This window comes from Pseudogemmobacter faecipullorum, from assembly GCF_020539525.1.
GTDB classification, from domain to species: Bacteria; Pseudomonadota; Alphaproteobacteria; order Rhodobacterales; family Rhodobacteraceae; genus Pseudogemmobacter; species Pseudogemmobacter faecipullorum.
In genome coordinates this window covers 358,791-380,894 of record NZ_JACDXX010000001.1, presented here as the reverse complement: position 1 = coordinate 380,894, position 22,104 = coordinate 358,791, and the positions used below count along the sequence as shown (strand labels likewise).

Annotated in this window: 18 protein-coding genes; 13 read left to right on the top strand and 5 right to left on the bottom strand. The window is 62.7% G+C overall.

Annotated features, from left to right (window positions below):
* Positions 1 to 48 precede the first annotated feature (48 nt).
* The 9 genes from H0485_RS01735 (at position 49) to H0485_RS01695 (ending at position 10,958) form a co-directional block, all read left to right on the top strand.
* Entirely contained in the window at positions 49 to 243 is a 195-nt protein-coding gene (locus H0485_RS01735; RefSeq protein WP_226933615.1) for a hypothetical protein, read from the top strand.
* Between the two features lie 38 nt (positions 244 to 281).
* Positions 282 to 1,262 carry a CpaB family protein gene (locus tag H0485_RS01730; RefSeq protein ID WP_226933614.1) on the top strand — a complete coding sequence of 327 codons (981 nt, stop codon included), beginning with the start codon at positions 282 to 284 and terminating at the stop codon, positions 1,260 to 1,262.
* Positions 1,256 to 2,587 (top strand): CpaE/TadZ family protein, encoded by a 1,332-nt coding sequence (locus tag H0485_RS01725; RefSeq protein WP_226933613.1) that lies wholly within the window; start codon positions 1,256 to 1,258, stop codon positions 2,585 to 2,587. Before H0485_RS01730 ends, H0485_RS01725 begins: the two co-directional genes overlap by 7 nt.
* Complete coding sequence (locus H0485_RS01720) at positions 2,587 to 3,996, top strand: TadA family conjugal transfer-associated ATPase (RefSeq protein ID WP_226933612.1); 1,410 nt, start codon at positions 2,587 to 2,589, stop codon at positions 3,994 to 3,996. Before H0485_RS01725 ends, H0485_RS01720 begins: the two co-directional genes overlap by 1 nt.
* A gap of 2 nt (positions 3,997 to 3,998) precedes the next feature.
* Complete coding sequence (locus tag H0485_RS01715; RefSeq protein ID WP_226933610.1) at positions 3,999 to 4,964, top strand: type II secretion system F family protein; 966 nt, start codon at positions 3,999 to 4,001, stop codon at positions 4,962 to 4,964.
* Between the two features lie 67 nt (positions 4,965 to 5,031).
* On the top strand, positions 5,032 to 5,904 hold the full coding sequence (locus tag H0485_RS01710) for a type II secretion system F family protein (protein ID WP_226933604.1): 873 nt from the start codon (positions 5,032 to 5,034) through the stop codon (positions 5,902 to 5,904).
* Between the two features lie 16 nt (positions 5,905 to 5,920).
* Positions 5,921 to 8,425 (top strand): response regulator, encoded by a 2,505-nt coding sequence (locus tag H0485_RS21785; protein ID WP_226933602.1) that lies wholly within the window; start codon positions 5,921 to 5,923, stop codon positions 8,423 to 8,425.
* 138 nt (positions 8,426 to 8,563) lie between these two features.
* Positions 8,564 to 10,231, top strand: coding sequence for a Tad domain-containing protein (locus H0485_RS01700; protein ID WP_226933601.1), 1,668 nt, complete (start codon positions 8,564 to 8,566; stop codon positions 10,229 to 10,231).
* A 181-nt stretch (positions 10,232 to 10,412) separates the two neighbouring features.
* Positions 10,413 to 10,958 (top strand): hypothetical protein, encoded by a 546-nt coding sequence (locus H0485_RS01695; protein WP_226933600.1) that lies wholly within the window; start codon positions 10,413 to 10,415, stop codon positions 10,956 to 10,958.
* 280 nt (positions 10,959 to 11,238) lie between these two features.
* Here H0485_RS01695 and H0485_RS01690 read toward each other — a convergent pair whose 3' ends face one another.
* Positions 11,239 to 11,493 (bottom strand): hypothetical protein, encoded by a 255-nt coding sequence (locus tag H0485_RS01690; protein ID WP_226933599.1) that lies wholly within the window; start codon positions 11,491 to 11,493, stop codon positions 11,239 to 11,241.
* A 454-nt stretch (positions 11,494 to 11,947) separates the two neighbouring features.
* On the opposite strand from H0485_RS01690, the gene H0485_RS01685 reads away from it, so the two are divergent.
* The 3 genes from H0485_RS01685 to H0485_RS01675 all read left to right on the top strand — a co-directional run bounded on the left by H0485_RS01685 (position 11,948) and on the right by H0485_RS01675 (position 15,502).
* Positions 11,948 to 13,552: an ABC transporter substrate-binding protein gene (locus H0485_RS01685; RefSeq protein WP_226933598.1), complete on the top strand. Its 1,605-nt coding sequence runs from the start codon at positions 11,948 to 11,950 to the stop codon at positions 13,550 to 13,552.
* 166 nt (positions 13,553 to 13,718) lie between these two features.
* Positions 13,719 to 14,687, top strand: coding sequence for a diacylglycerol/lipid kinase family protein (locus tag H0485_RS01680; protein ID WP_226933596.1), 969 nt, complete (start codon positions 13,719 to 13,721; stop codon positions 14,685 to 14,687).
* Entirely contained in the window at positions 14,684 to 15,502 is an 819-nt protein-coding gene (locus tag H0485_RS01675; protein ID WP_226933595.1) for a metallophosphoesterase family protein, read from the top strand. The genes H0485_RS01680 and H0485_RS01675 overlap by 4 nt, the downstream gene beginning before the upstream one ends.
* A 61-nt stretch (positions 15,503 to 15,563) precedes the next feature.
* On the opposite strand, the gene H0485_RS01670 is transcribed toward H0485_RS01675, so the two are convergent.
* On the bottom strand, positions 15,564 to 17,783 hold the full coding sequence (locus H0485_RS01670) for an NADP-dependent isocitrate dehydrogenase (protein WP_226933594.1): 2,220 nt from the start codon (positions 17,781 to 17,783) through the stop codon (positions 15,564 to 15,566).
* 728 nt (positions 17,784 to 18,511) lie between these two features.
* Here H0485_RS01670 and H0485_RS01665 point away from each other — a divergent pair.
* Positions 18,512 to 19,219, top strand: a complete 708-nt coding sequence (locus tag H0485_RS01665) for a fumarylacetoacetate hydrolase family protein (RefSeq protein ID WP_226933592.1) — start codon at positions 18,512 to 18,514, stop codon at positions 19,217 to 19,219.
* A 42-nt stretch (positions 19,220 to 19,261) separates the two neighbouring features.
* Here H0485_RS01665 and H0485_RS01660 read toward each other — a convergent pair whose 3' ends face one another.
* The 3 genes from H0485_RS01660 to H0485_RS01650 are packed head-to-tail and all read right to left on the bottom strand — an operon-like array spanning position 19,262 to position 21,827.
* Positions 19,262 to 19,909 carry a response regulator transcription factor gene (locus tag H0485_RS01660; RefSeq protein ID WP_226933591.1) on the bottom strand — a complete coding sequence of 216 codons (648 nt, stop codon included), beginning with the start codon at positions 19,907 to 19,909 and terminating at the stop codon, positions 19,262 to 19,264.
* The gene (locus tag H0485_RS01655; protein ID WP_226933589.1) at positions 19,909 to 21,306 is read right to left on the bottom strand and encodes a sensor histidine kinase; all 1,398 of its coding nucleotides are present in this window, start codon (positions 21,304 to 21,306) and stop codon (positions 19,909 to 19,911) included. The genes H0485_RS01660 and H0485_RS01655 overlap by 1 nt, the downstream gene beginning before the upstream one ends.
* A complete protein-coding gene (locus H0485_RS01650; protein WP_226933588.1) occupies positions 21,306 to 21,827 on the bottom strand; it encodes a putative pterin-binding protein in 522 nt (173 codons plus the stop codon). Before H0485_RS01650 ends, H0485_RS01655 begins: the two co-directional genes overlap by 1 nt.
* Between the last annotated feature and the right edge of the window lie 277 nt (positions 21,828 to 22,104).

Here is a 22,104-nt window from a genome sequence, read left to right as displayed (position 1 = left end):
ATTTTTCAAGCAGTCTGATCGGTGGAGGTCAGAAGAGGAGGCTCTGTGATGGACAGAATTCCGGAAAAAGACACGAACGAGAAGACAGGCGGAAAGGTTGACTGGATGGTCGTGGCGATGGTCGCGATCCTTGGGGCGAGCTCAGTCTGGATGCTGGTCCATTCGGGACTGGCGGGCGCCGTGAACGCCAGGATGGAGCGCGTGATCAGCGCTGCGGTGGAACGGGTCGGCCGCGAGGGGTGATGCAGACGAAACCGAGATAGCGGCAGGTAGCCATATTAATGCGGACTAAAATTTTTGCCCTGATCCTTCTGGGAATCGCACTGGCCCTCGCCGGTGCCTTTGGCACATTTCACTATACACGCGCGCTTGAGGCCGAGCTGGCTTCGGCCAGGGTCAGTCTGCGCGCCTTTGGTGAAACCGCCCCGATCCCGGTTCCGGTCCGGGATATGGCGGCGGGCGAAATCCTCGGCCCGGCCGATTTTATGATTGTCGAGATCCCGCTGGCCTATCTGCCGCCCAATGTTCTGCGCGAGCTGCCACCGCCCGGGCCTGAGCCGGAACCGGCCCCTGCTGAAGCCGCAGCAACCACGCCCGAAGCAGCTGTGCCTCTGGCCGAAGCCGCAGCAGACAATACCGCAATTGACGGTGCCCCCGCACCGCCTGCGGGCCATCTCGTGGCGCTTTCGCCGCTGAAACAGGGCAGTTTCCTGTTCGATGCCGAACTGGGCGTGGCCTCGCGACAGGGCAATGGGGCGCTTTTGCCGGCGGCCAATGGTCGCATCTTTGCCCTCAGCCTGCGCAATGATAAGGATTTCGGCTCGGGACTGCGCGAGGGCAGCTTTGTCGATCTGTTCTGGACCCAGCCGATCGGCGGCGGCAAGACCGAGACGAGGCTGCTGGCCTCGGGCCTGCGGTTGCGGCAGATGCCGCTGGTGGCGGTCCCGCCGGAAACTTCACCGCGCCGTTTCCTGCTTGAGGGGACCATTGAACAGGCGGCACAGATGCTTGTGGCCAGCCAGAGCGGCAGTTTTGATATTCTGCTGTCGGATGGTTCGCGCAGCACCCGGTCTGAGCTGGCGCTGATTGGCCCGACCGAGCTGCAAAGCCTGCCGCTGACCTATCGCGACGGTGACAGTGCCGGGGCGGCACCGCCCGCCTCGCTGGTGGGCCGCCTGACCGGCGCGCCGGAACAGCGTGAGACCTGCCCGACGGCAGTGATCCGGGGCGGGGCCCGCACGATCGCTGAGGTGCCATGCTGAACGATCCGCCCTCTGGCGCTGCGGCTCAGCCGCTGCGGCTCTGCTCGGTCTGTGACGGGCTCGATGCTGTTTTGCTGTTTGCCGCCTGGTTTGCCCGTATGCCAGCGGGCTGCCGTCGCACCGATCTTTCGATGGCTGAGGCCATGGATTACCTCAGCCGCCATAGTGCCGAGCGTTTCGACCAGGTGATTCTGGTGCCGAACAGCTCGGGCAATGCCAGCCCGCGCCTGCTGGAAGCACTGATCGGCGAGGCTTTGCGGCGCTCATCGACGGTGCTGGTGCTGCTGCCGGCAAAGGCGCGGCTGCGCCTTGCCCCGGAAGTCCTGGCGCGGGTGAAAATTCTGCGCGGCCCGCCCTTCAGCGATGCGGCTGAGCCCGAGCCCGGCCCTGAAACCGTTGCGGAAGCCGAGCTGGCCGCAGAGCTGGAGGCTGTCGCCAGGGCGCTGCCGCGCTGGAAGCAGCTGACAATGCGCCGGAAATCTGCTGCCGCTGCCAGCCATGCGTTGGCCGCCCCTCCCGAGCCAGCTGTTCCGGACCTGCCGGCGGGGCTCAGCACCATCATGGTTCTGCCTGCGGCCGGTGGGGTGGGGGGGACCACGGTGGCGGTGAATCTGGCGGCCGAGCTGGCGCTGGCGGATCCGAAGCGCCGGGTCTGCCTGCTCGATCTCAATCTGCAGTTTGGCAATGTCTCGACCTATACCAGCCTCGCGACCAGCACCCGGGTGATCGATGCCTATCGCAGCATCGAGACCCTGGACGGGGATGCTTTTGGCATGTGCCTGCAGCCACTGGCGCCCAACCTGCAGATCTTCCCCGGCCCGGGAGAGATTTTGCCGGTCGATGGGATCTCAGCGCCCCAGCTGCACCGCATCATCGGACTGGCCCGCGAAAAGGCGGATCTGGTGGTGGTTGATCTGCCGCATCAGATCCTGGACTGGAGCGAGGCGGCTTTCATCGAAGCCAGTGTGATCCTTGCGATCTGCACGCTCGATGTGCGCTGCTCGCAGAATATGGCCAGGCTGCGCGGACTGATGCGCTCGGAAAACCTGCCGCTTAGCAAGCTGCTGTTTTTGCTGAACCGCTCTGCTGCGCGGCGCAGTCCCCTGGCGAAAGCAGCTCTGGCCGAATTCGAAAAGGCCAATGGCGCGGCGTTCTTTCACCAGCTGCCTGAGGGCGGCGAGGAGGTGGCGCTGGCGGGCAATGCCGGGCTGGTGCTGCATCGCCAGGCACCTGGCAATGCATTCCGGAAATCGCTCCAGGCGCTGGCCCGCGAGATACATGGGCGCGCGGCAGAGCGCGTTCCCGACAGGGTGGAGGCTGGCTGATGTTCACGAAATTCCGCGAAAGCCGCGGCGCCGAGCCGCAGAGCGAACGCAGCATTGCCCCGGCAGCTGGCCTGGCGCTGGCCCAGACTGCACCGGCGCTGCCCGAGGCCGAGCCCGGGGATCAGGAAAATCAGGCCGCGCGGCTGCGCCGCCGCAAACTGGCGGATCTGCGGCGGCAGACCCATCAGAAACTGCTCGAGACGCTGAACCTCTCGGCGCTGATCCAGGCCAGCGAGGCTGAGATCAAAACCGAAATTGCCGATGTGCTGAAGGCGCTGCTGCCGGGGCAGAATATTGCCATCTCGCGCTCGGACCGTGACGGGCTGGTCGAGGATCTTTACTATGAGGTCATGGGCCTTGGCCCCTTGGAAGTGCTGATCAATGACGAGACCGTCTCGGATATTCTGATCAATGGCCCGGATAAGGTGTTTATCGAGCAGGGCGGCCTGCTGGAACTGACCGATGTGCAGTTTCAGGACGAGGCGCATCTGCGGCGCATCCTGGAAAAAATCGTCAGCATGGTCGGGCGGCGCCTTGATGAATCCACGCCCTATGTCGATGCGCGCCTGCCCGATGGCTCGCGTCTGAATGCGGTGATCGCACCGATTGCCATGGATGGCACCCTGGTTTCGATCCGCAAGTTCCGCAAGGATAAGCTCAGCCTCGATCAGCTGGCCTTCCTTGGCGCGATGAGTGAGCGGATGGCGACCTATCTGCGCGCCGCCGTCGCCTGCCGGCTGAATGTGGTGATCTCGGGCGGCACCGGCTCGGGCAAAACCACGCTGCTGAACGCGCTTTCGGCCTATATCGGCAAACGCGAGCGGATCATTACCGTGGAAGACACGGCCGAGCTGCGGCTGCAGCAATCGCATGTTGGCCGGATGGAAAGCCGCCCCGCCAATATCGAGGGCAAAGGCGCGGTCACCCAGCGCGACTGTCTGCGCAATGCGCTTCGGATGCGGCCCGACCGGATCATCGTCGGCGAGACCCGCGGCGATGAGGTGATCGATATGCTGCAGGCGATGAATACCGGCCATGACGGTTCGATGACCACGATTCACGCCAATTCGGCGCGTGATGCCACCAGCCGGCTGGAGAATATGGTGGCCATGGCAGGGATTGAAATCCCGCTTTCGGCCCTGCGCCGGCAGATTTCAAGCGCGGTCAATCTGATCGTGCAGGTGAACCGCCTGCAGGACGGCAGCCGTAAAGTCACCTCGATCACCGAGATCACCGGCTGCGAGGGCGAGGTGCTGACCCTGCAGGAGCTGTTCTTCTTCGACCATACCGGCGTGACGCCCGAGGGCAAGGTCGAGGGGCATTTCGCCACCTCTGGGGTGCGCTCGGCCTATTCCGACCGCTTCCGCCGCTGGGGCATTCAGCTTCCCGCAGATCTCTACGGGATCTGAGCATGGAACTGTCGCATCTCTTTTCTCTGATGGTGGGGCTGGGGCTGGCCATGGTGGCTGCAGCCTTCGTCTGCCGCGAGCAGCTGCGCCATCAGCGTTTCATTGATGCGGTGGTGCGGCGTTTTTCGGGCCGGATCCGTCAGTCCGAAGGGGGGGGGCGCAGCGAGGCCGACAGCGTCGCCCTGCGCCGCAGCGAGGCGCCGCCCTTCTGGATCCGGCTGTTCGGTGAGGGGGCCGGGGCGGCGGGTCTTGCCTCGCTCAGTGCAGAAATGCGGCGCGTCGCGCTGGTTCTGACGCTGACGCTGACCAGCCTCGTGATGCTGCTGACCCAGACCTTTCTGGGGCTGAACATTTTTCTTGGCGCCGCAGCCGGCCTCGGATTTTCGGCTCTGGCCTGGTATCTCTGGGCCAGTATGCGGATCCGCAAACGCATGCTGCTGATCGAAGAAGCAGTGCCCGAGGCGCTGGATATGATCGTGCGTTCGCTGCGGGTCGGCCTGCCGGTGGTCACGGCTATTCAGGCCGTCGGCAATGAGCTGAGCGGGCCGCTGGCCGAGGAATTCGCCGAAGTCTCGCGCCGCATCAGTTATGGACAGACCCCGATTTCGGCTTTGCGCGAAATGGCCGAGCGCTGTCAGAACCAGAACCTGCGGTTCTTTGCTGCGGCGGTGGCGCTGCAATCCTCGACCGGGGGCAATCTGGCCGAGGTGCTTGAGCGGCTCTGTGCGATTGCGCGTGGCAGACAGCAGCTGCAGCGCAAGGTGCGCTCGATCACCGCCGAGGCCAAATGGTCGGGGCGTTTTCTCTCGGCTTTCCCGCTGCTGGCAACCATGATGCTGCTGGCGATCAACCCACGCTATTTCGATGAAATTTCCGACAAGGCGTTTTTCATCCCGATGCTCTGTGTCGTGGCCGGGCTTCTGGTGCTGAACATGCTGTTTATGCGCTGGCTGGTGAAAATCGAATGAGCGGCCAGCGCGGATATGGGGGCAGATCCGGGGACAGCTGCGGGCGCGGCCCGGGAAGGGGGGCGGTATGGATCTGCTGAATTCCTGGCTGCTGCTTGGCTGCTTTATCGCCTGTGCGCTGCTGCTGGGCGGCGCGCTGGTGCTGTTGCAGCGCGCCGAGCCCGCTGCTTTTACCACGCCGGCCAAAGCGGCAAAACCTGTCAAAGACCTGCATCTGAGCGGCGGCGGCGATGAGGGCAGTAATTCAGAGCTGCGCCGCCATCTGACCCAGGCCGGTTTCACCCATCCCGATGCCGTGCGCTGGCTGACCTGGATTAAGCTGGGCGGCACGGTGCTCGGCTTTGGCATTGCAATGCTGGTGGTGCCGATGGTGCCTGTGCTGGCGTCAATGGCGCCGGAGATGCAGCTGGTAATGCAGGGTGTGGTCGCGCTTTTCGGCTATTTCGCGCCGGTGATCGTGGTGGATAAACGCCGTGCCGCCTGGCTGAAGCGGATCGAACTGGCTTTGCCGGATGCGCTTGATTTCATGCTGATCTGCGTCGAGGCCGGGCAATCCACGGATATTGCCGTCAAACGGGTGGCGGAAGAGCTGGCCCCGGTTCATCCCGAGCTTTCCGCCGGTTTCGTGGCGCTGACCGAGGCGCTTGCCGCCGGGGCGGAACGCCAGGAGGCCTGGATGCGGCTCTCGGTCGATACCGATAATGATGATCTGCGGCAGCTGGCGACGATCATTGTCCAGTCCTCGACCATGGGCACGCCGGTGGCTCAGACCCTGCGGGTGTTCAGTGCCGATCTGCGCGACCGCCGGGTGCGGCGGATCGAGGAAAAGGCCAATATTCTGCCGACGAAAATGACACTGGGGACGATGATGTTCACCGTGCCACCGCTGCTGATCCTGCTGCTGGCCCCCGCGCTTTACCGCATTGCTTCCTCCTTCTGACATGAGCATCCGAGCCGTGACCGACACACAAGTGCAAAGCTTTCGCAGCAGCAGGCGGGCCTTCCGCCGGGTGACGGGGATTTCTGCGCTGCTGGTGGCGCCGGCCGGTGCCTGGCTGATCATCAGCGCCGCCACGGATCCGGGGCTGGCCCAGGCCCTGCCGGCGGCGGCCCTGATCTGGTCGGCGGCGCTGCATTTTCTGCTGAATGAAATCCTGACCGGCCGTCTGCAGGAAAACGGATTGCGCGCCTTGCTGGCGTCACTGCTGAGCCTGCTGTTGCTGCCAGGCATGCCGCTGACCTCCTGGATAAGCGGGGCCCGGGTGCTGGCCGATAGCGGCAGCGGGCCCCTGGTTCTGGCGTTTTGCTGGCTGGCCGGCCTTGGTGTGGCGCTGATCGCCTGGGCGCTGACCGGCGGCCTGCCAAAGAGCCTGGCACCGCGCAGCCTTGCGCTGGCCAATCCGTTGCAGCTGCTGCTCGCGGGCCTCGTACTGGCCGGTGGCTTCTGGCTGGCAATCTGGCTGATGCCCTTGTCGCCCGGGGCGGCAGCGGTTCCGTTTTCACTGCCGCAGATTATGCTCTGCGCCCTGTTTGCCACGGTGATCGCCAGCCTCACGGCTCAGGGGCTGGAAGCGATGACAGAGGGCGGGGAGGAAAGCCTGCCCGCCCCTGCGGTGGTGATCCTGGCCGCCCTGGTGGTTCTGGCCGGGCTGAGCCTGCTGATGGCACTGCCGCCGGTTGACCAGCTTGGCCCCAGTGGCACGCCGGTCGCGGCTTTGCTGATTACCGTCCTGGTGCTGCTGGTGCTGCTGCGCCGGGCGGTGGTTTTGTTTGGCTGCGGGCTGATGCTGCTTGCCGCGACGCCGGCCTTCAGTGCCGCGCTGCTCGCCACCGGCCCGGCGCTGCAGATGTTTTATCTCTGCCTGCTTTGCGCCATTCTCGCGGCCGGTCTGCGCCCGGCACCCGGACAGGCAGACAGTCTGCACCGTTATGGACAGCCCCCGGCTCTGGCCATGGCGCAGTTCCATGCGATGGCGCGCAGCTGGGTGGTGCGTCTCGATCTCGATGATCGCAGCCTGCACTTCCCCAATGGCTCGGGCAAAAGCATGGGCTTTGAGGATCACGTCAGTTTCAGCGATGTGTTCAGCGGCGCGGAATTCTCGGGGCTGATTGACCTGATGCAGCTGCTTCAGAGCGAGACGAAATTCCCGGCCGGTCCGGTCCGGCTGCAGCTTGGCCTGCGCGGCGGAGCGGCGGGAGAGACTGGCCCCGGGCGGCTGGTGGCCTTTGATGCCTGGGTGCTCAGCGTCCGGCTGCCCGAGGCCTGGATTGCCCTGGTCAGCCTCGAGCGCGAGGCAGATCTCAGCGCGCGGCTGAACCGCTACGAAAAGCTGCTGAGCGAGGCGATCCTGCGCGAGGAGCGGCTGCTGTCCATCGCCTCGCATGAGCTGCGCACGCCGATGGCGATCCTGTCGATGCTGGGCGAAGAGCTGAAAACCGGCGCCTCCTGGGAGGATGTCGGGGCCGGGTTTGAAACCACGCTCGAGCGGATTATCGGCATTCTCGACGATCTGCGCGCCGGCTCGGGGACCGAGGGGGGGCAGGCGGCCAGCCGCGGCTTTACCCTGCGTGAGCTGGGCGAGCAGGTGCGCGAGATTTTTGCCGCCTCGGCGCTCGGCAACGGGATTACGCTCGAGCATAATATCGGCGAGAACAGCGATATTCAGATCCAGTGTGACTACAACCGGGTCTTTGTTGCCCTGTCGAAACTCGTGCATAATGCCATTGTCCATTCCCGCGCCAGGCAGGTGGTGCTCAGTGCCTTTGTCACCCGTGGCGCGGATGGCGACTGCAATGTGACCTGGCAGGTGGCCGATGATGGTATCGGCATTGCGCCAGAGCGGAGTGTCTCGGTCTTTGAGCCCTTTGAGGGCAGTATTGCAGATCCTGAGGGCAGGCCCGGACTGGGGCTTTATACGGCGCGTAAAGCGCTGCGGCTGATGGGCGGGGATCTCTCGCTTGCGCCGGAAAGCCGGGGCAGCCGCTTTGTGCTGAGCCATCCGGCACGTATTGTACAGAAGACGGCGAGAGCCGAACGAAAGGTCGTTGAGGTGAGTGATGTAACCCCGCTTTATGCCAACCGCAGCGTGCTGCTGGTCGAAGATAATAAACTGGTCGGCGAGATCACCTCGGCCCGGCTGCGCAAGCTCTTCCCGGTGGTGGACTGGGCCGAGAGCGGCGATGCCGGTCTCGCGCTGTTCCGCGAGAAGCGGTATGATATGGTGGTGGTCGATCAGCTGCTGCCGGGCATGATTGGCAGTGAGCTGGTGAAAGAGATCCGCCTGACCGAAAAGGATCTGCCGGTTATTGGCATCACCGCCTCGACCATGGGCTCGGAATGCCGCGATCTCGAGAATGCCGGTGCCAATTACGCGCTCGAAAAGCCGCTGAGCTATGGTCAGCTGAAAGGGCTGGCGGAAGAATTCTTCGGCCCTTTGCCTGAAGCCCCGGGCCAGGGCTGATCCGGGCCCGGGTTATGAACCACCTCCGGAATGCAGTCTCAGGGTTGTTTTCCGGGTGAATTTTTAACCTTAGATTGCATATTTTGCCATTCAGGTGCATCTTTGCGCCGGGGGCAGAATGCGATCATGGGATCCTGCATGCGACTTCTGCAACGTTTTCTGTCCGACAGCTCCGGCGCTCTTTCGATGCTGTTGATGATCCTGTTCCCTGTCCTGCTGCTGATCGGCGGGCTCGCGACAGATATCTCTTTGCTGAATGCGCAAAAACGCTATGTGCAGTCGCAGGCGGACCTGGCCACGATCAGTGCCACCAACCATCTGCCCAATGCGGCAGCGGTTCGCACCGCGGCACGCGAGGTGGTGCTCAGAAACACCCGCTATGGCAGTATCACCTTGCAGGATTCCGATATCCGCATCGGCCGCTATGATCGTGATAGCGGGAAATTCATCGCGGCGGGCAACCAGGCAAGCCCAGAATTCGCCAGCGCGGTTCAGGTCACCGTGCCCTCGCGCTTCCGGCCGATCCTGCTGTCGCCGGTGCTGAGCGATGAGAATATCACCATCCGCCGGCAATCTGTGGGCGTACAGCGGGCCGTTATCTCTTTCTCGCTGCGCAATCGCCTGCTGTCGATCAATACCAACCGCAGTATCCTCGGGCGGGTGCTTGGGCCGCTTGGCCTCGGCCTGAATGCCGAGGTGCTGGGCTATATGGGGCTCGCCACCACCAAAATAAGCCTGAACAATCTGTTGGGGCTGATTGCGAATACGAATGTTGGCCTCGATCTGCTGAATTTTGATCAGCTGCTGAACCTGCAGGTAAGCCGGCTCGATCTGCTGAACCATCTGGTGCGTCTGGGTGGCCTGGCCAACATTGACATCATTCCCAGTGCTGTTGACCGGGGCTACATGACCCTGGGAGAGATCGTCGGGGCCTCGCCCACTTTGCTTGGGCTGCGGGCCGGGGATATTCTCCCCGATATCAAGGTGAATGTATTTGATCTGCTCATGGCTATGGCGGGGCTGAGTGCAAAGCCGAATGAGCGTGTCACGGTGGCACTGCCGGTCAACCTCGGCAAGCTGGCGAATATCTCGGTCACCCTCGGTCTGATCCGGCCTGCGGTGATCGCGGTGGGCTATGTAGATGATGTGCCGCCGCCGAAAGCCGAGGTGTCGCAGCTCGATGCCAATGTCACGGCTAATGTGCTGGGGGATGGCACCACCTCTTTGCTGCGGATTGCGCTGAAACTGCAGGCCGCAACCGCGAGTGCCGTGCCGCTCAGCCTGAACTGCAATGCCAGCCAGAGCAGCGATCAGCTGGCGACTTTCCGCGCCACCACCTCTGCACTGGCGCTGGGGCTGCAGGTCGGTCTGTTCGATGACCGGGCTGAGGTGAATGCAAAAGATATTCCGTCTACGCCGCTTGGGGGCGGCACGCGCACGGTCGCGGTCACGCTGGGTCAGTTCCAGAATGCCACCCCGGTGCCGGTGCCCAATCCGCTGACCATTTCCGGCCTGGTCCGGGATGTGGGCACTTTCCTCAACACTGTGGCGGCGGATCTGCGCAGCAATGTGAAGAAATGCGAAGGCCTGGCGGTGCTGATCTGCCCGCTCCTCAATCTGTTCAACCTCGTGCTTTCGGCGCTGCTGCAACTGCTGAGCGCGATCGCGAACAGCCTCGCCGCTCTGCTGGCGGCGCTCGGGGTCGATGCGATCCTGCAGGGATTGCTGGATCTGCTGGGCATTGGCCTTGCGCAGGCCGATCTGATTCTCGACAGCTACAGCTGTGAACCAACCCTGGCGCGCTGAGCGCTGAGCAGGCGGGATAAACTGCGCCCCCCGGACCGCTCTTGCGGGAGATATAAGCGTCAGGACACAGTTCTGACGCATTCTCACTTTTGAGGCCTTAAAAAGAACAAAAGAAATAGCGATACATACCTTCGAGATATTTATCTTCTGGCGAAGATGATCCGATCCTGAGGAGAGAATTGTGCTGAGAATGTTCCGCGAGCCCGAGCCTGCCCTGCGTCCCTCAGACACTTCAGTCGTGGTTCGGGTGCCTCAGACCGCGGGATATCGTGCTCCGGAAGGTCAGAGCCTCAGGAGTTCCGCGCTGGTCGATAAGCCGCTCTGCCCCAAAGGCCTGATCCTGATGTGCGGCGAAATGGGCTCATTGTCGCGCGATCTGCAGGACTGGTCCAACAGGATGCGCGCGGTGGTCATGGTGGTCTCGGAAGAGCGGATGAATCTTGACTGGCTGCGCGATCAGGCGCCGCGCCTCGACTTCCTGCTGGTCGATTCTGATTATCTCGATGATACCGAATCGACGATTGATTTCTGCATGCAGGTGCGCCGCGCGGTGCCGCGTCTGCCTCTGGTTCTGGTCTCAAGTGAAGTGCGCTCGCATGATTTTACCTGCGAGCGGATGATGGCCTGCGATGTCACGCTGAAACCGCCGCTGCTGCATACGGCGCTGACGCTGGGCGTGCAGGCCGCCTATCAGAATAACGCTTATTACCAGCAGGAAGGCGCCTGACCAGGGCGCTTCGGACCCGTCGCGGGTGTCTCCGGTCAAGGGGGGGCGGGGCTGCGCGCGACGGGTATCTTTTCAGACGGATCCTGACCGGGCCGGGCACAGAGGCAAACGGCAGCATGTCACCTCTGCACCGCCAGGACGCGGTGCCGGTGAGCATGCTGCCGTGGGCCGCCGGGGAGCCGTGGGCGGCCAGGCGCAGAGCAGCGGAACCTGAAAGGAGCGGCCCTGGGGCCGGCCGCCAGGAAAAACCCGCACCATGGAGCGGGTTTCGGCGCCGTGCTCAATGGCAGGTGAAGGACAGGCGGGTTTTCGTCTCCGAGATCGAGGTGGCCACGGCCCATTTCGCCTGTTTGCCTTCGGCGGCGCAGGCTCTGTCGGCCATCGGCTGGGCTGCCGCAACCAGGCGCTCAAATTTATGTTTGCCACTGGTTTCGACCATGACCCGCACAAGACGGGTGTCAGCTGTGGTGGGAGCAGCTGCAACGCAGCCCGCGACGCCGAGTGCCGACACTAACAATAAAGCTTTATATGTCATGTTTTGCCCCTTCTGGTATGGTTCTTATCTAAAGTATGTATATGGCAATATTTAGGCGATGTATCGGGCAGAGCCAATACAATTGATGCTGCTGTGCCGGCAGACGGCCACGTTTTATGGGCCCGGTGGCCTGAGGCAGGGGATTTTGCTTTTCCGGCTCCTGCGATTTGCCCTCAGCAGCGCGGTGTGCAAAATCATATCCTGAGGGGGCTGGCCAGAATTTTACAGGTAATGCCACCGGTTTCCTTGCCCGGGCCTGCCCCGGTCGCGGCGCTGGCTGAAGTCTGTTCTGACCGGGCAGGGCCGCATCAGGGGGCCGCCCATATCCTGCCCGTGCGGCGGCACGGCGCAGGCATTAAGAGAAAATGCAGGATTTTCTGCACAGAGATTGTTGCCGTGCCAGCTTCCTGGCGTAACATTCATCTCTGATGTCCAGCCGTGACAGGATTGGCCTATGCATAAGTTTGTCCTTTGCTCCGGGCTTGCACTCTGGCTGGCCAGCGCTCCGCTGCAGGCCGAAACGCCGGTTGCCGGGGGGGTCATCACTCTCACCTTTAAGGATGATGTTTCCACACTGGATCCGGCGATCGGCTATGATCTGCAGAACTGGTCGCTGATCAAATCGCTGTTCGACACGCTGGTCGATTACGAACCGGGGACCACCCGTCTGCGTATGGGGCTTGCGGAAAGCTACGAGACCGGAGCAGAGGGGCTGAGCTATATTTTCCACCTGCGTCCGGGCGTGCGCTTTCACAATGGCCGCGAAATGCAGGCCGAGGATGTGGTCTGGTCGCTGAACCGGGCGGTTGATCCGGCGACAGGTTCGCCTGGCCAGGCCTTTTTCTCGATGATCGAAGGCTATGAGGCGGCAGCGGCGGGACAGGCACCGCTGTCAGGCGTAACAGCGCCTGATGCCCGGACTGTGGAGATCAGGCTGTCCCGCCCCGACGCCACCTTCCTGCATGTTCTCGCGCTGAATTTTGCCTCGGTCCTGCCCGCCGAAGCGGTTGAGGCGGCGGGGGCCGGTTTTGGCTTTGCGCCGGTTGGCACCGGGGCGTTCCGCTTTTCGGAATGGAAACGGGGCTCGCATCTGCTGCTGAAAAAGAACACGCATTACTGGCGGCCAGGCATCCCCTATCTCGACGCGCTGAGCATCGAGATAGGCGATGAGCCATCGGCAGCCCTGGCCCGCGCGCGTCAGGGTGAGGTGGATATTCTGGGCGATGGCATTCCGGCCAGCCGCTTTGTCGAGGTGATGAGTGATCCGCTTTTGTCAAAACAGGTGGTCGAGGGCGGGCAGCTGCACACCAGCTATATCACGATGAATGTGAAGCAGCCGCCCTTTGACCGGCCGGAGGTGCGCAGAGCGGTGAGTATGGCGATCAATAAGGATCGGATCATCGGGGTGATCAGTGGCCGGGCGATTCCGGCGAACCAGCCGCTGCCGCCGCTGATGCCCGGCCATCTCCGGGATTATCCCGGCTATCCCTATGATCCGAAAGCGGCCGGGCGGCTTCTGGCGCGGGTCGGGCTGAACGAGGGCTTTGCCGCCGAGATGCTGGTGGTTGATACGGATCCGAATCCGCGCATCGCCGAGGTGATGCGACAGGAACTGCGGGCCATAGGTATTAATGTCACAATTCTCGCACTGCCGATGCCGGAGGTGATTGCCCGCGCCGGGGCGGGAGAGGCACAGATGGTCTGGTCCGGAGGCCTGGCCTGGGTGAGCGACTATCCTGATCCCTCAAATTTTTATCTGCCGCTGCTCAGCTGCGCCGCCGCCCGGCCCGGCGGCTGGAACTGGACGAAACTCTGCCGCCCGGATCTGGATGTGAGGGCTGCGGCGGCGAATTCGATGACAGCTGCAGATCAGCAGGAGCAGCGCCTGAATCGCTGGTCCTCGGTGTTTCGCGACATTATGGCCGAGGCTCCCTGGGTTCCGGTCTTTCACGAGCAGCGTTTCACGCTGCGCTCGGCCCGGCTGGGTGGAGCGGATGAGCTGTATGTCGATCCGGTCAGTGTCCCGGTGAACTACGATTACATTTATCTCATCAAATAGTGCGGGCTGCGGCCTCCGGGGGGCAGTATTGCGCCTTTTTCGTCAGGGCTGATGCGGCCCCAGGAACCCAAGGCCGCATCAGGCATTGGTGAGCTGCCGTTCTGCGCCCCTGCGGCTGTGCAGTGCAGACTTTATCAGTGACCCTGTACCAGAGAGGGGAAAGCCCTTGACCCGAGACCGTCCCGATCTTGCCGGAAGCCATTTTACCCTGCTGGCCAACACCGCTTCGGGCAATAAAGACACGTCGCAGGATATCGCGATGATCCGCGCCCGGATTGAGCCGCAGGTGGCGCGCTTCTCGCTGGTCGAGATTCATAAAGGCGATCCGGTGCAGGCCCGTGCCCGTGCGGCGGTTGAAACCGGCGCCGATATCATCGGTGTGCTTGGTGGAGATGGCACCCAGACCGCAGCGGCAGGGGTGCTTGCCGGTACGGAGGCTGCCATGGCGGTGCTGCCGGGCGGCACCTTTAACTATTTCTCGCGCGGGCTTGGTGGCGGCGAGACGCTGGAGGAAGCCCTGCACCGGCTGGAGCATGGCAGGATCGAGGCCAGGGATCTGGCCGAGGTGAATGGACATGTCTTTCTGAATAATGCCAGTTTCGGCCTCTATCCGGCGATCCTCGAGCGGCGCGAGAAGATCTATCACCGCTGGGGCCGCAGTCGCCTGCTGGCCTATTGGTCGGTGATCCTCAGCCTCGCCGAACTGCGCGATCCGATGCGGCTCAGCCTCAGCGCCCGGGGCAAAAAGCGTGACATTGTCACGCCGCTGATTTTTGCCGCCCGCAGCCATTATCAGCTCGAAAGCTTTGGCCTGGACGGGGCAGAGGCGATCCGAAATGGTCAGTTTGTTCTGCTGATCGCGCGCGGCCAGCGGCGGCGCGAGCTGGTGGTCGCTGCCCTGCGGCTGGCCTTCGGGCAGGCCGCGCGGGGAAGGGATTTTGAAGTGATCATTGCGGATGATATTCTGATTGAAAGCCGGCGCAACCATCGCCTGGTGGCGCTCGATGGTGAAAAACAGCGGATAGAGGGGCCCTGGCATCTGCAGATCCGCGAAGACGCGCTGAAAGTGATCGTGCCGCTGGCGCAGGCGCCTGACGCTGCTGGTGGCGAGGATCTGCTGCAGGGGCGTGGATGACGCGGCTCGTTCATCTGACCGATCTGCATTTTGGCGCCGAGCGTGCGGAGCTGGTGGCGCCGTTGCGCGCTGCCGTGCTGCGCTGCGATCCGGATTTTGTCATTGTCTCGGGGGATCTGAGCCAGCGGGCCAGGATCGGGCAGTTTCGCCGGGCGATGCAGTTCATCGACAGCCTGCAGCGCCCCTATATGGTGGTGCCGGGCAATCATGATATCCCGCTCTATAATCTTCCCCTGCGCTGGATCAGCCCGTTTTTCAGCTGGAAGATGAGCATACCGCAGGGGCGGGGCTGCTTTGCCCGGGTCGGGCCGATCCGCCTGTTTGGGGTGAACAGCGCGGATCCGGGGCAATGGCGGGGCGGGGTGCTGCGTGACAGTGACGTGGCCCGGGTCGAGGCCGCCTTGCGCGGGACGGAACAGGGGGGCGGAGCGGAGGCAGAGGCGCTGAACCTGCTTGTCTGTCATCACCCGCTGGAAGAGCCGCCCGGCTTTGAGCGCGGCGAGACCAGGGGGGCGGAAAGCGGTATAGCCCGGCTGGCGGCAGCGGGGCTGCATGGGGTGGTATCGGGCCATCTGCATCACTGGCAGCTGGGGCTGGGCATTGCCGCCGGCAGCCCGCGCCCGCTGCTGCAGATCCAGACCGGAACCGCGCTTTGCGGCCGGAAGGGCGAGAAAGATCACGGCTTTACGCTGCTTGACCAGCAGCCAGGCGGGCTGATCGCGACGCCTTTTGTGATCAATGAAGCCACGCTGCGTTTTGAACCCGGGCCTCAGCGGCAGTTCCGCCGCGAGGGTGGGCTCTGGCATCTGCTCTGAGACAATGAAAACGGGCCCCGAAGGGCCCGTTTCAGTTTTCAGTTCCAGGCTGATGTCAGGATCAGCCGAGGATGGCGTTGAAGCTTGCCGAGGGGCGCATCACCGCAGCGGTTTTCGCCGGATCGGCATGGTAATAGCCGCCCAGATCCACCGCTTTGCCGCGATCGGCACGCAGCTCTGCCACGATAACCTCTTCGCCTTCGGTCAGAGCCTGGGCAATCGGGCGGAATTCCTCGGCCAGTTCAGGATCGGAATTCTGTTTCGCCAGAGCCTGGGCCCAGTACATGGCAAAGTAGAAATGGCTGTCGCGGTTATCGGCTTCGCCTGCCTTGCGGCCCGGGCTGCGGTCATGGTCGAGAATGCCCTGGGTGGCAGCATCAACTGCTGCGCCCAGCACACGGGCTTTCTCATTGCCGGTGACTTCGGCGAGGTAGTTCAGGCTTTCGCCAAGGGCGCAGAACTCGCCCAGGCTGTCCCAGCGCAGATGGTTTTCTTCCATCAGCTGCTGCACATGTTTCGGGGCCGAGCCGCCGGCGCCGGTTTCAAACATGCCGCCGCCCTGCATCAGCTTGACGATCGACAGCATCTTGGCCGAGGTGCCCAGCTCCAGGATCGGGAACAGATCGGTCAGATAGTCGCGCAGCACGTTGCCGGTGATGGCGATGCTGTCTTTGCCGGCGCGGATGGTCTCGAATGACAGCCGGGTGGCCTCACGCGGGGCCAGAACCAGGAACTTTGCCTCGACGCCTTTTTCCTTCAGGATCGGGCGGATATAGGCCAGAAGTTCGCGGTCATGGGCGCGGTTTTCGTCCAGCCAGAAGATCGCCTGGCAGCCCTCGATGCGCTGGCGGTCGATCGCCAGTTGCACCCAGTCAAGGATCGCGGCCTTGCGGGTCGAGCACAGGCGCCAGATGTCACCTTTCTCAACTTCATGGCTGTGCAGCACATCGCCGTTTTCGGCGATGACGCGCACAGTACCAGCTTCCGGGATCTCGAAAGTGGTCGGATGCGAGCCGTATTCCTCGGCCTTCTGCGCCATCAGGCCGATATTCTGCACCGTGCCTGCGGTGGCCGGGTCAAGCGCGCCGGTCTCTTTGAAGTAATTGACGCTTTCCTCATAGACCGGAGCATAGGAGGTGTCGGGGATGACGCAGGTGCTGTCACCTTCCTTGCCATCCGGGCCCCAGCCCTTGCCGCCTGCGCGCAGCAGCGCCGGCATCGAGGCATCGATGATCACGTCTGAGGGCACATGCAGATTGGTGATGCCCTTATCGGAATTCACCATATAGAGCGGCGCACGCGCGGCCATGACCGCATCGACCTCTTTCAGGATCTCTGCGCCATTCGGCAGATCTTTGATCTGCGCCAGCAGGCTGCCAAGGCCGCCATTGGCATCGGTCGCCGCCAGCTCATCGGCGAATTTCTCATAGACCGGCTTCAGCCAGGCTTTGACCGCGTGCCCGAAGATGATCGGGTCCGAGACCTTCATCATCGTCGCTTTCAGATGCAGCGAGAACAGAGTGCCTTCGGCTTTGGTCGCCTCGATCTCTTTGTCGAGGAAGGCGGCGAGCGCTTTGACCGACATGAAGGTCGCGTCAACCACAGTGCCCTCGGGCAGGTTCACCCCCTCTTTCAGCACAGTGACCGCGCCGGAAGTGCCGGTCAGCTCGATCTTCACCTTGCCCGCCTGGGCTGCGGTGAGGGTGACCGAGGTCTCATTCGAGAAGAAATCACCGCCCGAGGTCATCGAGGCCACGCGGGTCTTGCTGTCTTTCGACCATTTGCCCATCGAATGCGGATGGGCTTTAGCGTAGTTTTTCACCGCTTTGGCGGCGCGGCGGTCCGAATTGCCCTCGCGCAGCACCGGGTTCACAGCCGAACCCTTGATCGCGTCATAGCGGGCGCGGATCTCTTTTTCTTCGGCCGTGGCGGGCTCGGCCGGGTAATCGGGCAGGGCATAGCCCTGGGCCTGCAGCTCTCTGATCGCGGCGACCAGCTGCGGCACCGAGGCCGAGATATTCGGCAGCTTGATGACATTGGCTTCAGCGGTTTTTACCCAGGCACCGAGGCCAGCCAGATCGTCGGCCTGCTGTTGCGCTGCGGTCAGCCGTTCGGGGAAAGCCGCAATGATGCGGCCTGCGAGCGAGATGTCACGGGTGGCAACAGCGATACCGGCGGCTTTGGCAAAGCGCTGAATGATCGGCAGCAGCGAAGCCGATGCGAGGTCCGGGGCCTCATCCACCTTGGTGTAAACGATAGCGGGCATTCCCTTGTCGGCCATAGCGGCTGATCCTCCGTACTGCGGTTCTGTTTCAACCACCCGCGCGGGCGGTCTCACTGGCCTTGCCATTCCCCTGCCGGATCTGTTGCCGGAAGGGTGCGGCAAAATGGCGTGTGCCTCTTCTGGTCGCTTGTCGCTGCCAGTGCAACTGTGCAGCTGCAGCGTTGGCTAAAAAAACAGCGAATTCTGCGCTTTCCGGTGGCGGAAAGGCGCTCAGCGCGGCTCTTGTGGCCTGGTTGTGATCACAGTCAGCGGATCCGGCAGCTTTTACGGCTGATTCAGGGGCAGGCATTGCCGCCTGAAACCCGCAGAATCGAGGGGGCAGAGTGGGGCTGCCGCGCGGCAGGTGAGATTTGTGATCACCATGGTGGAGGCCCCCCGGAATCATCGCGCGGCACAGACATTCAGGGCGTCAGGCCTTCAGCGCGTCACGGGTGGCATTTCATATCGTCTCCGGCGGGGGTGGCTGTCGGGGATCAGTATCGCTGAACTGCGGAGCGGCTGGCATCGCGCGGCGCGCCCTGCAACGCATGCCGCCTCATGTTCCGGGCAAGCCCGGCGGGCGAGGGCGGCGTACCTTTATGCGGATTGCGAGGATGTTCAGCCCGTCTGCCTGCACCTTCTGGCCCCGGCCAGACCATGCCCGAGGCTCAGCCATATGGATTTCTGCGGGGAAAGCTGCTCGATGGTGGAGAGTGCTACCGCGCCCCCTCCAGGAGACAGAACCAATGTCCGACAGCCTGTACAAATCCCCCGGATATGTGATCGCGCCGCAGCCCCGGGCCAGCCTGCCGGTGCAGGGCAGTGACCAGCTGTTTCCGGTCCATCGGGTGTTCTGCATTGGCCGCAACTATGCCGCGCATGCGGTTGAAATGGGCCATGACCCGGACCGCGAGCCGCCGTTCTTCTTTCTCAAAAGCCCCTCCTGCCTCACCTCGGATGGCCGCTTTCCCTATCCGGCTGAAACCTCAGATGTGCATCACGAGATTGAGCTGGTGGTGGCGCTCGGCAAAGGCGGCGAAAATATCGCTGAGGCCGGGGCGCTGGATCATGTCTGGGGCTATGCTCCTGGCCTCGATATGACGCGGCGCGATCTGCAGGGCGAGGCCAAAAAGATGGGCCGCCCCTGGGAGGTTGGGAAAAGCTTTGAGAAATCTGCCCCCTGCGGCGCGCTGGTGCCGGTTGCGGTCTCTGGCCATCCGACCGGGGGGGCTATTACCCTGGATGTGAATGGCGTGCGGCGGCAGAGCGGTGATCTGAACCAGATGATCTGGAAAATTCCCGAGATGATCGTGGTTCTGTCGCGTTATTTCACCCTGCAGCCCGGCGATATCATCATGACCGGCACCCCAGCGGGAGTGGGGTCGGTGGTGAGGGGCGATCTTATGCAGGCCCATATCGCGGGGATCGGCGATCTGAGCGTGCGCGTGGTCTGAGAGGGAGCGGTCGTCGGAGGGTGAGGCGCCCGCCGACCCCTTTCAGCCGTTATTGCCCGGTTTGACCAGGCCCATGGCAATGGCCATACGCGCTGCATCGGCGCGGTTGCTCAGCCCGAGCTTACGGTAGAGCTCTTTGATATATTGCGTCACGGTATGTTCCGAGATGCCCAGCTTCCAGGCGATAGCGGCAGTGCGCTCGCCTTCACCCAGCAACGACAGCACCTGCTCCTCGCGTGGCGAAAGGCGGATATCGGGCGCGATATTGGCCGTTATCGGCGCCGGGCCTGTTCCGAGGCGTTTCGCAAAGGCGAGGATATTGGCGATTTTAAGATGCAGCAGATCCAGATCAACCGGCTTGGTCAGATAATCGGTCGCCCCGGCTTCCAGCCCGGTCATCTGCGGCCCCCGGTCTGACAGGGCGGTCAGGAAGATGAAGGCTGTCTGCTGTGGCAGGCGGTCGCTGGCGCGCAGACCATTGAGCAGCTCAAAGCCATTGCGCCCCGGCATCATCACATCGCAGAGCACGATGTCGGGCTTTTCCTGCTCGATCAGCTTTTCCCCGGCATCGGCATCGCGGGCACCAAAGACATTATGTCCACGGCTGGCCAGTTCATCGACCAGTTCTTCGAGCAGCACCTCTTCGTCTTCGATACAAAGTATCGTCGCGGTCTGCTGCTCAGCATTCATCAGTCTTCATCCCCAGCGGCGGCTTCAGGCAGGGAGATAGTGAAAACGGTCCCCCGATCCGAGTCAGAAGTGAAAGAGATCACCCCTCTGTGCTGCGCAATAATAGCACGGGCCACCGGTAAGCCCAGCCCCATGCCAGGCAAATGATGTACTTCCGGGGCCCGATACCAGCGCTCAAAGACAGAATGTTTCACCTCTTCGGGGATGCCGCGGCCCCGATCCGTCACATAGCAGCGAATCGTCTGCCCCTCTTTGCGGGTTCTGATCGTGATTTCTGTCCCGGGCTGCGAATATTTTACCGCATTCGAGAGCAGGATCTGGATCAGCTGAACCAGCAATATCGGATCGCCGCAGACCCGGAGCGGCTCGGGGGAAAGATCGGTGGTCACGGCGCGGTCCGGGGCCTCGAGGCTGAGGCGCTGCAGGGCCCCGTCGACCGCAGTATTGAAATCCAGCACCCGCTGCGATCCCGGGTCGGCGTCGGTACTGGTCTCTGCCGAGCTGAGGAAACCATTCACCAGGGTTTCCAGCCGCCCAGTTGCCTGCAGAATGCGGGAGAATTTCTGGCGCAGCCTTTCGGGGATTTTGCCCGGTGGCTCCCGCACCTGACGCTGCGCAATCATATTGATGATCGCCACCGGGGTGCGCAGCTGATGCGCGACGGTGACGATAAAGCTGTTGTAGATGGCTTTGGCTTTGCGCTCGACATCGAGCGCCTCGCGCAGCTCCTGTGTGCGCAGGGCGACGGTTTCCTCAAGCAGCAGATGGCTGTGCTCCAGCTCCGTCTGGGTGAGGCGCAGTTTGCGCATATTGCGCACCAGCATTGCCGCCATCAGGCTGCCGGTGATCAGCACACCCAGAACTGCGATCACGCCCAGCCGCAGCGCCTCGGACAGCTGGTCGCGGACCGCAAACCTGGCCGCGCGGTCATGCCGCGAGGTGGCGGCGGTCAGATCGCGCAGCACCGAGGCGATGGCGCGGACATCCTGTTCTGTGGCCTGGTGCATTTCGGGCGGCAGTCTGGTCCAGTCGGTCTTCTCATCCAGCCGCTTCAGGATCAGCAGGGCCTCGTTCAGCGGCTCTGCCGCCCCGATTGCCTCGAGATAGCTGCGCTGCGGTCCGGCATCGAGCAGCATCACCCGGCTGTAGAGCATATCAAAACGAAACTGCAGATTGTTCTCGCCGCTATCCGGCGGGAAGTCGGGAAAGGCTGATGACAGCGCCATCAGCAGCTGCAGCGCGGCCCGTTCGGATTCATTGGTGATCCAGATCCGGGATTCACCGATTTCACGCCGCAGCAGTTTTTCGGTTGAACTCAGAGTGATGAGCGCATGAACCAGCAGCAGCAGGAATGCCGTGATGATGGCTGTTGCCAGAAAATTGGCAGCCTGGCGCATCACAGGACTTTGATATCGTTAAGTTGCCAGATCCATCTGTCGTCATAGACCGGATTTTGCAGATCGGGCCTGTCATCGCGGGGATAGACCAGCCAGAGCGGCCCCTTATCGCGCACCTGCATCGGCCTGCCGTTCATTTCCCGGGCGAGCAGCGGATTGCTGTCAAACATATCATCCGCCGGCACTTCGACAGAAAACTCATTCAGCGCTTTCATGCGAAATGTTTTACCGCGCAAGGTTTCGGCCTCAGTGCCAAGCGCCATGACATCGCGCAGGCTGGGGCCGCGGAATTCCTGTACGCCGTCGGTCCAGAAAGTATGGGTGCGCAGATTATGCCAGGGCAATGCGGCGAGATCCGCGTCACTGAGGGCAAGGCTCTTGCCGGTGCTGTAGGTGATTTTCAGGATGATCTGGCGGCTGTCCGCCCGGGCGCGGACCGCTGGCAGGCTGAGCAGGATGGCCGCTCCTCCGCCCAGAAACTGTCGTCTTCTGATCGTCTCAGGGTAGAGTGGGGTGGGCATGGAACTCTCCTGAATATGAAAAAAACCGGACCGTCCAAACGTCGAAGAAGCGGAATGCGCACCCGGTTTCCGGGGCGACATCCGCTTCGTCCAACTCGTTACCGTCGCAGCTTCAGAAAGCCGGGAGAACAGTCACAGGCAGAAAATGGGCAACTCTCGAAAGACAACCGGACTGCATCTTCACAGGCCTGACTGCAAAACTGATTAAATGTTTACAAAAGCTGCAGGACACGCAGGACACAGAGCCTGCCTCGGGCAACACTGCCGACAGGCCGAA

Excerpts from the sequence above, each read along its gene's own strand:
- H0485_RS01735 (WP_226933615.1), top strand. The coding sequence starts at position 49 with ATGGACAGAATTCCGGAAAAAGACACGAACGAGAAGACAGGCGGAAAG.
- H0485_RS01730 (WP_226933614.1), top strand. The coding sequence starts at position 282 with ATGCGGACTAAAATTTTTGCCCTGATCCTTCTGGGAATCGCACTGGCC.
- H0485_RS01725 (WP_226933613.1), top strand. The coding sequence starts at position 1,256 with ATGCTGAACGATCCGCCCTCTGGCGCTGCGGCTCAGCCGCTGCGGCTC.
- H0485_RS01720 (WP_226933612.1), top strand. The coding sequence starts at position 2,587 with ATGTTCACGAAATTCCGCGAAAGCCGCGGCGCCGAGCCGCAGAGCGAA.
- H0485_RS01715 (WP_226933610.1), top strand. The coding sequence starts at position 3,999 with ATGGAACTGTCGCATCTCTTTTCTCTGATGGTGGGGCTGGGGCTGGCC.
- H0485_RS01710 (WP_226933604.1), top strand. The coding sequence starts at position 5,032 with ATGGATCTGCTGAATTCCTGGCTGCTGCTTGGCTGCTTTATCGCCTGT.
- H0485_RS01700 (WP_226933601.1), top strand. The coding sequence starts at position 8,564 with ATGCGACTTCTGCAACGTTTTCTGTCCGACAGCTCCGGCGCTCTTTCG.
- H0485_RS01690 (WP_226933599.1), bottom strand. The coding sequence starts at position 11,493 with ATGACATATAAAGCTTTATTGTTAGTGTCGGCACTCGGCGTCGCGGGC.
- H0485_RS01685 (WP_226933598.1), top strand. The coding sequence starts at position 11,948 with ATGCATAAGTTTGTCCTTTGCTCCGGGCTTGCACTCTGGCTGGCCAGC.
- H0485_RS01675 (WP_226933595.1), top strand. The coding sequence starts at position 14,684 with ATGACGCGGCTCGTTCATCTGACCGATCTGCATTTTGGCGCCGAGCGT.
- H0485_RS01670 (WP_226933594.1), bottom strand. The coding sequence starts at position 17,783 with ATGGCCGACAAGGGAATGCCCGCTATCGTTTACACCAAGGTGGATGAG.
- H0485_RS01665 (WP_226933592.1), top strand. The coding sequence starts at position 18,512 with ATGTCCGACAGCCTGTACAAATCCCCCGGATATGTGATCGCGCCGCAG.
- H0485_RS01660 (WP_226933591.1), bottom strand. The coding sequence starts at position 19,909 with ATGAATGCTGAGCAGCAGACCGCGACGATACTTTGTATCGAAGACGAA.
- H0485_RS01655 (WP_226933589.1), bottom strand. The coding sequence starts at position 21,306 with ATGCGCCAGGCTGCCAATTTTCTGGCAACAGCCATCATCACGGCATTC.
- H0485_RS01650 (WP_226933588.1), bottom strand. The coding sequence starts at position 21,827 with ATGCCCACCCCACTCTACCCTGAGACGATCAGAAGACGACAGTTTCTG.